The organism is bacterium, from assembly GCA_018812485.1.
Taxonomy (GTDB): domain Bacteria; phylum JAHJDO01; class JAHJDO01; order JAHJDO01; family JAHJDO01; genus JAHJDO01.
On sequence record JAHJDO010000090.1, the window covers coordinates 1 to 12,608 of the forward strand.

At 40.2% G+C, this 12,608-nt stretch carries 15 protein-coding genes; 3 read left to right on the plus strand and 12 right to left on the minus strand.

Translation table 11 applies throughout. From position 1 onward, the window contains the following. The 3 genes from KKC91_07105 to KKC91_07115 all read left to right on the plus strand — a co-directional run. Positions 1-630 (plus strand): glycosyltransferase (locus tag KKC91_07105; GenBank protein MBU0478320.1); only part of this gene is annotated, 630 nt, incomplete at its 5' end. Between the two features lies 1 nt (position 631). After that, a complete protein-coding gene (locus KKC91_07110; GenBank protein ID MBU0478321.1) occupies positions 632-1,798 on the plus strand; it encodes an amylo-alpha-1,6-glucosidase in 1,167 nt (388 codons plus the stop codon). Continuing rightward, positions 1,799-4,063, plus strand: coding sequence for a glycosyltransferase family 4 protein (locus KKC91_07115; GenBank protein MBU0478322.1), 2,265 nt, complete (start codon positions 1,799-1,801; stop codon positions 4,061-4,063). 134 nt (positions 4,064-4,197) lie between these two features. Here KKC91_07115 and KKC91_07120 read toward each other — a convergent pair whose 3' ends face one another. The 12 genes from KKC91_07120 to KKC91_07175 form a co-directional block, all read right to left on the minus strand. Next, positions 4,198-4,557, minus strand: a complete 360-nt coding sequence (locus KKC91_07120) for a hypothetical protein (protein ID MBU0478323.1) — start codon at positions 4,555-4,557, stop codon at positions 4,198-4,200. Continuing rightward, positions 4,554-5,291, minus strand: coding sequence for a hypothetical protein (locus tag KKC91_07125; protein ID MBU0478324.1), 738 nt, complete (start codon positions 5,289-5,291; stop codon positions 4,554-4,556). Before KKC91_07125 ends, KKC91_07120 begins: the two co-directional genes overlap by 4 nt. Continuing rightward, positions 5,288-6,046 carry an ABC transporter permease gene (locus KKC91_07130; GenBank protein ID MBU0478325.1) on the minus strand — a complete coding sequence of 253 codons (759 nt, stop codon included), beginning with the start codon at positions 6,044-6,046 and terminating at the stop codon, positions 5,288-5,290. Before KKC91_07130 ends, KKC91_07125 begins: the two co-directional genes overlap by 4 nt. A 19-nt stretch (positions 6,047-6,065) precedes the next feature. After that, positions 6,066-6,764: a dethiobiotin synthase gene (gene bioD, locus KKC91_07135; GenBank protein MBU0478326.1), complete on the minus strand. Its 699-nt coding sequence runs from the start codon at positions 6,762-6,764 to the stop codon at positions 6,066-6,068. Further along, positions 6,761-7,552, minus strand: a complete 792-nt coding sequence (locus KKC91_07140; GenBank protein MBU0478327.1) for a methyltransferase domain-containing protein — start codon at positions 7,550-7,552, stop codon at positions 6,761-6,763. Before KKC91_07140 ends, bioD begins: the two co-directional genes overlap by 4 nt. After that, positions 7,542-8,291 (minus strand): alpha/beta hydrolase, encoded by a 750-nt coding sequence (locus tag KKC91_07145; protein MBU0478328.1) that lies wholly within the window; start codon positions 8,289-8,291, stop codon positions 7,542-7,544. The genes KKC91_07140 and KKC91_07145 overlap by 11 nt, the downstream gene beginning before the upstream one ends. 92 nt (positions 8,292-8,383) lie before the next feature. Then, the gene (locus KKC91_07150) at positions 8,384-8,530 is read right to left on the minus strand and encodes a hypothetical protein (protein MBU0478329.1); all 147 of its coding nucleotides are present in this window, start codon (positions 8,528-8,530) and stop codon (positions 8,384-8,386) included. A 63-nt stretch (positions 8,531-8,593) separates the two neighbouring features. Further along, complete coding sequence (locus KKC91_07155) at positions 8,594-9,199, minus strand: XTP/dITP diphosphatase (protein ID MBU0478330.1); 606 nt, start codon at positions 9,197-9,199, stop codon at positions 8,594-8,596. A gap of 1 nt (position 9,200) precedes the next feature. Beyond that, the gene (locus tag KKC91_07160) at positions 9,201-9,395 is read right to left on the minus strand and encodes a hypothetical protein (GenBank protein ID MBU0478331.1); all 195 of its coding nucleotides are present in this window, start codon (positions 9,393-9,395) and stop codon (positions 9,201-9,203) included. Beyond that, on the minus strand, positions 9,388-10,068 hold the full coding sequence (locus KKC91_07165) for a lysophospholipid acyltransferase family protein (protein MBU0478332.1): 681 nt from the start codon (positions 10,066-10,068) through the stop codon (positions 9,388-9,390). The genes KKC91_07160 and KKC91_07165 overlap by 8 nt, the downstream gene beginning before the upstream one ends. Continuing rightward, on the minus strand, positions 10,065-11,894 hold the full coding sequence (locus tag KKC91_07170; GenBank protein ID MBU0478333.1) for an ABC transporter ATP-binding protein/permease: 1,830 nt from the start codon (positions 11,892-11,894) through the stop codon (positions 10,065-10,067). Before KKC91_07170 ends, KKC91_07165 begins: the two co-directional genes overlap by 4 nt. 2 nt (positions 11,895-11,896) lie before the next feature. Further along, positions 11,897-12,608: Fic family protein (locus tag KKC91_07175; GenBank protein MBU0478334.1), on the minus strand; the 712-nt coding region annotated here is incomplete at its 5' end.

Sequence of the window (12,608 nt, forward strand, 5' to 3'; positions counted from 1 at the left end):
AAAGGTGCACAGGAAGTTATGCAGGCTTTAGCGATAAACGATACTAAGGCTCCTGATTGGAAATATGCTTGTAAAGTTTGGCCACAACCGCGTACATATAAGCAGAATCTAGACGATTTGCAATTAGCCACCCATTTAGGGATAGATAAAAATGTAGTTTATACCACAAACACGGTCTCCAGAAATTTTATGCCCTATTTATTATCCGCCTGTGATATTTATGCCGCTCCGTCTCGTTTGGAAGGATTTGGTATGATTCAAGTAGAAGCAAATGCATGCGGGAAACCGGTTATAGGAATAAAAGCAATGGGGATGCTGGATACCTTGGTTCATGGGAAAACGGCTTTTTTAGCTGATGTTGCTCAGGAAATTAAACTTAGAGAAACAATTCTTGGAGATGAATCAGGATACGAGTATAGACATATATATACTTTTAAAAGACCAAGGACGGTAGATTACAGAGCTAGTGTTAATGATATTGCTAAATATCTTATGGATTTAATGCAGGACGCTGACTTGAGAGAAAAAATGGGTAAAGAGGGAAGAAAGAGGGTCGTTGAAAATTTTGATTATCGACTTATAGCTAAAAAGTTTGTTCAAATAGTATCAAAGCGTTTGGGGATTTCGTAGTATGAAAAAGAAAGATAAAGAATTTTTGGAAAAAGCGAAGCATGCTGCTTTAGAAGTTTTATTACATAATAACCATGGTCCATATCGTGGTTTGCCGAGAGCTGCAGGCTGGGGTTATCCTGAACCATATACAAGAGATTTGCTGATTAGTTCCTTTGGGATTCTTGCGACAAAAAATGAAAAGTTGATTAAATCAATGAAGCGTGTTCTTGAAACATTAGCGAAAAACCAATCTCCTTTGGGCCATATTCCTTCTTTAGTTCACGATTCTGAAGACCGTGGCTCTAGTGATTGTACACCTCTATTTTTAATTGGTGTTGGGCTGTGGAGGCAGGTTATGAATGAACCGGATTTTCTTGAAGATGCTGTTCGAAAGTCTGTTACATGGATGGAATATCGCAGCCCTACTAATCGCATTATGGTTTCACAATTACCAACCAGCGACTGGCGTGATGAGCAGTGGGTTTTAGGATATGGATTATTTGTGAACACACTTGTTTATATTTATCTTAAATTGTTTGGATTAAATGAACGGGCTGGAATTCTTAAAAAGCATATGACTCGTTTTACTGTAAAAGATGACAAGCAGAACCGCCATGTCCATGAAGGATTAATGCTGCGGTCTAAACCATATTATGCAATATGGTCCTATAAAATATATAGAAGTGAACGCTTTGATTTGCTAGGCAACAGCCTTGCAATCTTATCCGGAATAGCGCAACCTTCCAGAGCGAAAAAACTTATTAGTTGGATAGAGGCTGAATGCAAAGCGATGACGGATAGAGGAGAATTGGCTGTTGATTTACCCCCTAATTTTTTCCCTTATATCAAAGAAGAAGATCCTGATTGGATGCTACGTTATAAGAAATACAATCAGCCGGGAGAATATCATAATGGCGGTATCTGGCCTTTTGTTTGCGGGTTTTATATTGCGGCTTTAGTTTCTGCGGGGATGTTGAATCTGGCAAAAAGAAAATTACTATCTTTGGCAAAACTTGTTAAACAGACAAGGGAAGCAAAAACTGAGTTCGGATTTAACGAATGGCATCGCGCACAAGACGGTACACCCCGGGGACAGAATTGGCAAAGTTGGTCTGCTGCTATGTATCTTTATGCTGCTGAGTGTGTAGAAAAGAAGAGAACTCCCTTTTTCGAGGAAATTAGATAAATGGGTCACAATTCAACCAATTCAATACTTAATCGCATTGCGTTCATCGGCAACTACTCGCCGCGCCAGTGCGGTATCGCCACATTTACCACCGATTTGTGTGAGGCCATCGCCGCCAAATATAGTCAAACAACCTGCATTGCCCTGCCGGTCAATGACATCAAGGCCGGTTACGCCTATCCGCTCCGCGTTAGGTTTGAGCTTACGGAGAAGGATATTGATTCCTATCGCCGTGCTGCTGACTTTCTAAATATCAACAACGTAGATCTCGTATCCCTGCAGCATGAGTATGGCATTTTTGGCGGACACGCGGGCAGCCACATCCTTGAGCTCTTGCGCGAATTGCGGATGCCTATCGTCACGACACTGCACACCATTCTGCTCGACCCCGACCCCGATCAGAAGCGGGTGTTGGAAGAAGTCGCGGCCCTGTCTGATCGTCTGGTTGTTATGAGTAAGCGCGGCGCGGAATTCCTGCATGACGTCTATGGCGTGCTGCCGGAGAAGATTGATCTGATCCCGCACGGCATCCCTGATGTGCCCTTTGTAGACCCAAGTTTTCACAAAGACCTGTTTGGGGTCGAGGGCAAAATCGTCTTGCTCAGCTTTGGTTTGCTTTCGGCGAGTAAAGGTATCGAAAATGTCATCGCTGCTCTGCCCGCCATTTTAGCCCGGCACCCGAACGTGGTGTACATCGTCCTTGGCGCGACCCACCCTCATGTCATGCAGAATGAAGGCGAAACATACCGGCTGTCCCTGCAATGGCTGGCTCAGGAGAAAGACGTGGAAGGGCAGGTGATCTTTTACAACCGCTTTGTAAGTTTAGAAGAACTTGTTAAATTCATCAGTGTAGCGGATATTTACATCACGCCCTATCTCAACGCAACGCAAATCGCCTCCGGCACACTCGCCTACACCCTGGGAGCGGGCAAGGCGATAATTTCGACACCGTATTGGTATGCGGAAGAGATGCTGGCCGAAGGACGGGGAGTGCTGGTGCCGTTCCGGGATCCGGCAGCACTGGCCGATCAGGTGATTGACCTTTTAGACAACGAGTCCCAGCGCCACGCCATGCGCAAACGGGCCTATGTGTTTGGGCGAGAGATGATCTGGCCGCAGGTAGCAAGCCGTTATATGGAATGCTTTGAACGCGCGCGCGCGGAACGCCGTCATTTTATTCACCCTGACTTTGCGGTTAAACCCCTGGACAAACACCCGGGCGAATTGCCGCCTCTCAAGCTGGACCACTTGCATCATATGACGGATGAAACCGGCATCATGCAACACGCCATTTTCACGGTGCCCAACTATCGCGAGGGCTACACTACCGATGACAACGCCCGCGCGCTGATGGTAAGCGCCCTTATGGAAGACCTTGGCAACGAAGAGGCCTTGGCACTAGGCTCCCGTTATCTGGCCTTTATATGGTATGCCTTCAATACGAAAACCGGACGCCTCCGTAACTTTATGGATTACCAGCGCAACTGGCTGGAAGAGGGCGGTTCCGACGACAGCCACGGCCGAACATTGCGGGCGTTAGGCACCGTGTTGGGTCGCTCGAATATGCCGGCCTTGCACAGTATGGCGGGCTGGATGTTCGAGCAGGCTTTACCCGCTATTCTTAACACACCCAGCCCGCGCGCTTGGGCTTTCGCGATCATTGGCATCCAAGAATATCTACAGCGGTTTGCCGGTGACCGCCAGGCTGACCAGGTTCGCGAGAAATTGTCCGGGCGGCTGCTGACGTTGTATAAAAACCACCACTCAGATGAATGGTGCTGGTATGAAGACCGGCTGACCTATTGCAACGCCGCGTTGCCGCACGCCTTGCTCCTATGTGGCCAAGCGATGTCCAATGCCGCCATGACCGAAACCGGATTGGAGTCGCTGAGTTGGCTGGCCGACTTGCAACGCGCGGACGCGGGGCATTTTGTTCCTATCGGATCCAATGGTTTTTATCCGCAAGGTGGTGAGCGGGCCCGGTTCGATCAACAGCCGGTGGAGGCGCAGGCGATGGTCTCTGCCTGTCTCGAAGCCTACCGGATCACGCTTGATGAACGCTGGCGCAAGGAAGCCCGCCGCGCCTTTGAATGGTTCCTTGGGCGCAATGATCTTAATCTGCCCCTTTACGATCCGACGACAGGCGGTTGTCGGGACGGCCTGCATCCCGACCGCGTGAACGAGAATCAGGGAGCGGAGTCGACGCTGTCCTTCCTCCAAGCCCTGCTGGAACTGCGGCTGGCTGAGAATATTATTATTGGGTAAAATGAATCCCAATCCGGGCTGGTGCTGGGACGGACATCTTACAAAGATGGCAAGTATAGCGGGCATGTCTTATTCAGAAACGCTGGAGGCTATCTTAAAAGTAGGTGAACAACGATTGAATATCCAGTAGATAATTAGAGCGGTTTTTTATATACAGGCAAAGTATGCCCTTTTACTTTGTCCTCCAGTTGATTCGGACAAACAGGATTTTCACCTATAGGATTAACAATATACGCTTTAGTGCCGGATGGACACTCCAATTTTTCAGGAAGACACTCTGGAACTAAATCTTCCATGGTACAATTAGCTCCATTCTCTCTCTTATTGCTGGCTGCCCATTTCTCTTTTGCCCATACAATTTTCCTCATATTGGTTAAGCACGTTTCTTTCCTATAAGCTACCTGATCTTTAATATAACTAGGCACTGCCATTGCACCTAAGAGGAAAATCACAACTATAATAATAAGAAAATCCACTCTATCCAGTCTTTTCATGGGTACATCTCATCCTTAACTGTTTCGCCCCTTTGTTCCATTTCAATATATTTTTCCATTTTCTTTATGTGTCTTCCTGCAACCTCAGATTGTGACCAATTTTTATATCCCTTTTTCTTAACAGATTCCCATATTTCCAAAGATTTTTGCCAGTTATGCTGCTTTGCATAGCTATGAGCAAGAATGTGAGAAACATACATTGGATGGTCTTTACACTGCCCAGCCAATGCGAAGTACTTAACAGCTTCTGCATATAATTTCAACTTATGGTAATAAACCCAACCGCACTCAAAGAATAAGTCATACTTATCTTGATTAAATTTTATGCCTTCTTTTAGTATATTAATATCTGCCCAATAGCATTTTTCTTTTATTTCAGGATCCTTTACAGCTGCGCTGAGGTTATATCCGATATGCCATGCCCATAAAATCCATGCGTCAAGAAAATGCGGGTCAAGCCATGTAATCGTTCTGAAAATAGGAAACATTTTCTCTTGCTGCTGGTGATCCCAGTAGTAATCTATTCTAAGCCACATTAAATCTACAACAATATCCTTGAAACCAAAGAGAAATTGCCCCAAGAATTCCCCTGCCGGAGCGGTAACCAATTTTCTCTCTGGATGCAATTTATCCAAATCCTTATCTATGCTCTTATGCAACGGAATAATTACAACCAGCAATATTAAAATAATAAGAGGAAATATGAAATGTATCTTTTGAGGTCTGAATTTCATACTTCTCTCTTTCTAAAAAATAATATGGCCAGAAGCGTAAATATTATTATATAGTTCAGCCCATAAACAGTAACTTTAAGTATGTGCAGGACTGATACTGCTGTGCCATGAACAATATCACGATTTACATTAAAATTACCAAAATTGGGCAAAAGGTAATAGGCCCCATCAAGTACAAATTTCAATATGGCACTGCCTTTTGAGGCCAGATGTCTAAGATACTCAAATATATTTCCTATAATGTAGATAAATAGTGTTAAAGCTATACTTATCCACATGGTAGAAAATGTTGAAAACATAAGAGCAATAGAACTAAGTAAGGATAAACTAATAAAAATTAGAAACATAGCTTTGAATATTTCAAAATTCAGTACGCGCTCTTTTAGATAAAGCACACTTAAAAACACACCAGTCATAAAACAGAGATTAATAAATAAGGCAAACATTGCGCCAAACAGCTTTCCTAAAATAAGCTCATATCTGTGAACTGGTTTAGAAAGCACCGCATATATTGTTTTTTTTTCCAGTTCTTCAGTAATTAATCTTGCTCCGAGAATAACCGCTATTAGCAGCCCAAAAATTGTTATAAAGAAAAACCCCATATCTTTAATCATTTTCATCTCTTCCCGCGGAGTAAAAAACGAAAACATCTTTGTGCTTCCAATAGTAACTAGAGCAAAGATCAACATAATGTTAAACATCTTCCCTCTTAATGCTTCTTTAAAGGTATTTTTTGCAATTGCAATGATTCTCATTTTTTCTCCTCATAACGTTCTAGGCATTATTGTATAAAATCTTTTCAATGTCTACATATTTGTTAACAACAACATCCATGCTTTTACGTCCTGAAGTATATGGTATTATACCCAGTATTGGTACCCTGCCAAAAGCTCTTATAACTTGGGGATTTGTTTCCTCAGACATCTGAATATCTCTGCTAGTCTTGTTTATAATAATGCCTATTACCTTAAGTCCTGACCTTCGCGCATGATACAGACTCAGAAGAGTGTGATTAATGCTGCCCAGCCCTGCTTTTGCAACAACTATAATAGGAAGTTTCATATCTCTAGCAAGATCAGAAATCATATAATTGGATGTTATTGGTACAAGAAATCCGCCACACCCTTCAACAATTAAAAAATCGTATTTATCCGTAAGGTTTCTAAAAGAGGTAAGTATTTTTTTTTTGTATATTTTCTTTCCTTCAAGCTTTGCGGCAACATACGGAGCTAAAGGATGTTGCAATATATAAGGATTGATATGGCTGTAAGTGTCTTGAATTTTACTCATTCTGATCAGATATTCAGTGTCCTTACCAACAAGTTTGCCTTTTTTATATTTTCCTCCTGTCTCAACAGGCTTCATAACACCCACATTTATCCCCATGTTACGAAGCAGTCGAGCCAATCCTCCAGCTATAACAGTTTTGCCAACTTCAGTATCAGTACCTGTAATAAAAACGCCTTTTCTCATTTTTGCCCTTGTGCAATCAGTATGTCGTAAGTTGCAAAAATCTTATTATTCTTGGAATATTTTTTCGCATACACTTCTTTCATTTTGTTCATTATTTTTCTATTGCCCAATCCATCTCTTGAGCCACACAGATGATTGTGAGACCCTATAGACCTAAGATAGGTCAACAAATTCATAACATTATCATAATATATCCTCTGCGTAATTTCTCCTACATTAATGCATCTAAATCTATTAAGAAGACCAACAAGTCTTCTTTCATCAACAAAGCTCAGGCAATGAGAACTTGGATGCGTACCCATAATATTATGCGCCTCTATAAAGGAACTGCCAAGTTCGCACAATGTCTCTCCTCCAAACATTGAAAAAAGGAATTTTCCTTCTGGTTTTATAACTCTATATAATTCACTTATCCCTCTGGAATAGTTTTCCATCCACTGATATACAGAATTTGAAATTAGTATATCAAACATATCATTCTTATACGGTAAAAATTCAGCATCTGCCTGCACGAAACTAGTTCTATTAATACGCTTTTTTGCTGAGGATATTTTGACCATTCCAAAGGCAAGGTCAACAGCATATATTTTTGCGTTTGGAAACGCACACTGAAGCTTATCAATAAGATAACCAGTTCCTGTTCCTACGTCCAGTATTCTCAAGGCACATTTAGACTTATCCAGCATTGAGACCAGTATATCTGCGATCTTAAACTGCAGTTCAGCAATATTATTATACGTTGAAGCACTTTTCGAAAATGAGGACTTTGTCCACTGCTTAAAATTCATAATCTCTCAAAAACCCATCCAATAAATTATTAAACTCCTCATGTTTCGTTACAAATGGAACATGTCCTGTGCTCTCAAACGCATGAAGAACAGAATTTTTTATTTTGCTATGCATGTAATCTGCGCAAGCATAAGGACATATCATATCACCTTTCCCATGAATTAGGAGAGTAGGAACTTTTATAGAGTGTAATTTATCTCTCAGGTCACAATTTCTAAGCAATAGTAGATCCTGTAACATTGTATTTTTGTTACATAGATTTGACGACTCCTTTATTAAATCCAAATCTTCTTTTTTAAAATCTGCATTCTTCAAAATAAGACTTGCAAAATTGCTTAACATTCTCATAGGTGATTTTCTGAACTTGTTGATAAAGCTTTGCATGGCAATGTGTGATATACCCGCATTATAATCCTCTGAAGCAACAAATTTTGCAGGAGTGCTTACAAGGACAAGCTTTGTCACATACTCAGGGTATTGAAATGCAAAATTAATAGCAATCATGCCACCCATTGACCAGCCTACAAGGTTAATGTTCTTTAATTTTAATTTTTTAATGACTCTAAATATATGTTCTGTGTGTACTCTTATACGATCATCAGAGGCATTGGCATCTTCTTCAAGGGATATAGCAGCAGTTCTGTAGTTCTGGCTGAAATACTCTATTTGATGCTTCCAGATACTTTTGCTAATTCCCCAGCCTGGAATAAATAAAAGAGGAGGGCATAAGTTAGTCATCTGTATTCAATTATATCTTCTCTAAAATAAAGATGTCGCAGACAAAACTTAATAAAATTCTATCTGCGACACACAAAACAAAAGACAGGTAATTATTTTTTACCCATTATACGATACATACCTGTACCGCAGCACGGACAAACGCCCTTCATTGCTTTTCTGCCATTCTTCATCGTAACTTCCTTGGCGTTCTTCATTTCTTTCTTAGCTTTACACTTTACACAATAAGCTTCTGCCATACTACACCTCCTTACGGTTTTTAAAACAACGTTGGTCTAAGTTTATCATCCCATTACCAAAAGTCAATCTAATTGTATGATTAAAGATTCCTCAAGAAACTTCTTTGTTTCCAGAAATGCTTTTGCTCTATGGCTTATTTTGTTTTTTATCTCAGGACCCAGTTCTGCAAAGGTTTTATTATATTGGGGAATAATAAAGAGAGGATCATATCCAAAACCTGTTTTGCCTTTAGGTTCAAAAGCGATTATCCCTTCACAAGTGCCTTTTATGATTTTTTTTACTTTGCCTTTGTCTGCAATTGCAACAATACATACAAATCGCGCCGTGCGATTCTTAGGAGGAACATACTCCATGAGACGAAGAAGCTTTCTGTTATTATCATCGTAAGTTGCATCTTTACCTGCAAAACGCGAGGAATAAACGCCCGGCCGTCCTTCCAAAGCGTCCACCTCTAGTCCTGAATCGTCAGCAATAGCCAACTGCTGCGTGAATTTACTTACAACAATAGCCTTTTTAATTGCATTTTCTTCTATACTCTTTCCGTCCTCTGCAACCTCCTTCAATCCAGGGAAGTCTAACGCAGACGAGATTTCTACACTTAAACTGCCAAGAATCTTCTTAATCTCTTTTATTTTATATCTGTTTCTTGTTGCCAGAACTATATTCACTCTATTTACCTTTTATCTTTTCAAGCTTTGCGTATTTAGTAAGCAAAAGACGTTTTTGATTGTCATTATCAAAATGAACTGTTATTTTCAAACTCTCTCCAACACCGCTATGATCAATAACAGTTCCCTTTCCCCATTTTGTGTGCATCACCCTATTGCCAATACTATACTCTCGTTTAACAATATGCTTAGTCATAGTTTTCCCCTTTATTAAAGTGTTTATCTGCCATTCTTGTTATTCTATTTAGAACGATCTCAAGTTCCCTGCCTTTTTTTAGTTTTTCTTCTTTTGAAGTATCTGATGGAACATAAACAGGAGAACCAAAAGTTACTACAGCCCTGGTGAAAGGATGTGGAAATACAAACCTATCCCAGCTGTTAAGTCTTGTGTTTCTGGATGTATTGAATGTCATGGGAACTATCGGACATCCGGACTCGGCCGCTATATGAATAACTCCTTGCTGTACTTTTTCAGCCGGACCTCTTGGCCCGTCCGGCGTTATTCCCATATCAGAACCTTCTGATAACCTTTTAAGCATCTCCTCATGAGCATTTTTTTCATAATGCCTGCTAGATCCTCTAATAAACGAATACCCAAATCTTTTAATAACCCTTGCTATAAATTCTCCATCCCTGCTCGGACTTATTAAGACACATATATTCCCGCCTAACTTGTACCTGTAATAATACACAGTTAAAAACAACCTGCTATGCCATGTAGCAAGTATAATATTTTTGCCTTCTCTTTTTAATTTTAAGTAGTTTTCTTCTCCTTTGGTTTCAAAGACTATGCTTCTACCAATGCCTCTAATCAATATCCATGCTAGCCATGGAATTACTCCTGACTTAAAAACCCTGTGTATTCTCATTTTTTAGTATTCACACGAAACTGAAGATCATGCAATTTCTTGTACAAACCTCCCTCTTTGACAAGTTCCTCATGTGTGCCTGTTTCTATAATTTTGCCGTCTTCAACTACTATAATTTTATCCGCGTTCATAATAGTGGAAAGCCGATGCGCAATCACAAATGTGGTACGATTGGCCATAAGATTATTTATTGCCTTCTGGACCAGATATTCTGATTCAGTATCAAGAGCAGAGGTCGCTTCATCAAGTATAAGTATAGGAGGATTTTTGAGAATAGCTCTTGCAATGGCTATTCTCTGCGCCTCTCCTCCTGAAAGCTTTACACCACGATCGCCAATAACAGCATCATATCCTTCAGGCATCTTCATTATAAACTCATGAGCAAGCGCAGCTTTAGCTGCATGTTCTATCTTTTCCTGAGAAACTTCTTCCTGATGCCCATAAGATATATTCTGTCTTAGCGTATCATTAAAGAGAACAGTCTCCTGTGTAACAATTCCCATTTGTCTGCGAAGAGAACATAATGAAAATTCATTAATATTCATTTCGTCTATTGTAATTTCCCCTGATGTTGGATCATATAGACGTGGAATGAGATTTGCTATAGTCGTTTTACCCGAACCGCTTGGACCTGCTACAGCAACAACTTCCCCATGATTAATATCAAAACTGATATTCTTTAACACAATAACATCTCTATCATAAGCAAAACTGACATTCTTAAATTCGATTTTATTCTTAAATGTATCCAATGTACGTGCATTGGGCAAATCAACAATTTCTGACTGGCTATCCATTACATTGAAGATTCTTGATGCAGCTGCAAACATAGATTGAATAGTATTATTAACACTACTTAATTTCTTTATTGAACCAGGTATTCCACCTATAGCAACAAAAAATCCAATGAAGCAGCCAATGGTTAAATCTCCTCTTATAACAGAAACGCCACCCAGCCATGTAGCAACAGCAATCCCAAGCATGCCAACAAACTCTGTAACAGAAGAAGTAACTGCCTGTACTCTTGTCCTCTTTATCTCTGTTTTAAAAACTCCTTCATTTTCCTTGCTAAATCTTTCTGATTCATAATGTTCCATAGAAAAAGCCTTAACAATTCTCATTGAGGAAAGACTTTCCTGCATCACTGAAAAAACGGATGCTCTTCTCTTTAGGGTAATAGATGTAAGCTTGCGCATCTTTCTGCCGAATTTAATAATTGGGTATATTATCAGAGGAAATATCAGAATAGATATAATGGTTAGTTTTGGGCTGAGCACAAATGCAATTACTACTCGCGTTATGATATTCATTGGCTCTCTAATAACATCTCCAAAGAGTACCGTCATAGATGTTTTAACTTCTCCGACATCATTTGCAATACGGCTCATAATAGCGCCTGACTTCTGCCTGGTGAAGAAAGACAGGCTCATATGCTGAATATGCCTATACAATTTATTTCTCAAATCCAAAGTTCCTCTAAGTCCGGCGTATGTCATTAAATAACTTTGAGCAAACTGGGCAAGTCCTTTCAAAATATAAATAAAAACTATAAATACAACCAGCAGCTTCAACCACGCAACCACAGTGAATTCTGCTGTCAAAGGAGTTATAGCCACCTTATGCCCAAAGAGTTCTCCCTTGAGAGTGAGAGGGATTGGTGTGTTTGGAGAAACACTGCCTGTTGACAGGATATTATCCATAAATACCACTATGCTTCCTATTGAACCAACAGTACAGAATTGAAGAATGAACATACATATTACTGCCAGCAGTATCCTCTTCCAGTATGGCTTTACAAACTTCAGGATTCTTATGTATTGCTTCATAACTATTTATCTCCAATCTTCCAAACGCCTTTTTCAAGAAAAGCTTCTATGGTTTGGCGATTTGCTTTATTTATCAAATTAGAGTGTGATACTTTATTCTTTTTCGCGTATTCAGCAAGCGTCATGATGTGCGCGCCTTCCAGATACGCAAGTCTCTTGTGATAACTGTTCGTAAGCGCTTTGCCGACTATTTCTTCCATGATTTCAGCAGTGCCTTTTTCGTCAAATTCTTTAAACGCTTCGTAATACAACTTTCTATCAATGAATTTAATATTCACCGGCACAAACCCTTCTCGTATAAGCAGATAATTATTTATCACTCTTCCGATACGGCCATTACCATCAACAAACGGGTGGGTGTGTTCAAAAGTAAGATGCAGCAGAGCAATGCGTTTTATAATATTTTCGTGACTGTTTGCGTTATAACCTGCAAGCATTTTATCCAATCTTTCTACTACTTCTTTTGAGTCCGGAGCTATATGGTTCGCAACCCTGACCCACTCACCGTCCTTACGAAATCTGCCGGCTACATCATCACAGATATTCGCTATAAGCATTTTGTGAAGCGACAGAATAACCGGAAGTGTAAGCTCTTGTTCTTTGGCTTTTGTATTGATATAAGAAACTACTCGCGCAAGGTTTTTTGCTTCAAAAATTTCTCTTTCAGTTATGTATCTATCTAAGTCTATTTGTAAAAGGATTTTCTCTGTTTCT

Coding starts and splice junctions, on each gene's coding strand:
- KKC91_07170 (MBU0478333.1), bottom strand. CDS start 11,894: ATGAAGCAATACATAAGAATCCTGAAGTTTGTAAAGCCATACTGGAAG.
- KKC91_07165 (MBU0478332.1), bottom strand. CDS start 10,068: ATGAGAATACACAGGGTTTTTAAGTCAGGAGTAATTCCATGGCTAGCA.
- KKC91_07120 (MBU0478323.1), bottom strand. CDS start 4,557: ATGAAAAGACTGGATAGAGTGGATTTTCTTATTATTATAGTTGTGATT.
- KKC91_07130 (MBU0478325.1), bottom strand. CDS start 6,046: ATGAGAATCATTGCAATTGCAAAAAATACCTTTAAAGAAGCATTAAGA.
- KKC91_07145 (MBU0478328.1), bottom strand. CDS start 8,291: ATGACTAACTTATGCCCTCCTCTTTTATTTATTCCAGGCTGGGGAATT.
- KKC91_07110 (MBU0478321.1), top strand. CDS start 632: ATGAAAAAGAAAGATAAAGAATTTTTGGAAAAAGCGAAGCATGCTGCT.
- KKC91_07140 (MBU0478327.1), bottom strand. CDS start 7,552: ATGAATTTTAAGCAGTGGACAAAGTCCTCATTTTCGAAAAGTGCTTCA.
- KKC91_07125 (MBU0478324.1), bottom strand. CDS start 5,291: ATGAAATTCAGACCTCAAAAGATACATTTCATATTTCCTCTTATTATT.
- KKC91_07115 (MBU0478322.1), top strand. CDS start 1,799: ATGGGTCACAATTCAACCAATTCAATACTTAATCGCATTGCGTTCATC.
- KKC91_07160 (MBU0478331.1), bottom strand. CDS start 9,395: ATGACTAAGCATATTGTTAAACGAGAGTATAGTATTGGCAATAGGGTG.
- bioD (MBU0478326.1), bottom strand. CDS start 6,764: ATGAGAAAAGGCGTTTTTATTACAGGTACTGATACTGAAGTTGGCAAA.
- KKC91_07150 (MBU0478329.1), bottom strand. CDS start 8,530: ATGGCAGAAGCTTATTGTGTAAAGTGTAAAGCTAAGAAAGAAATGAAG.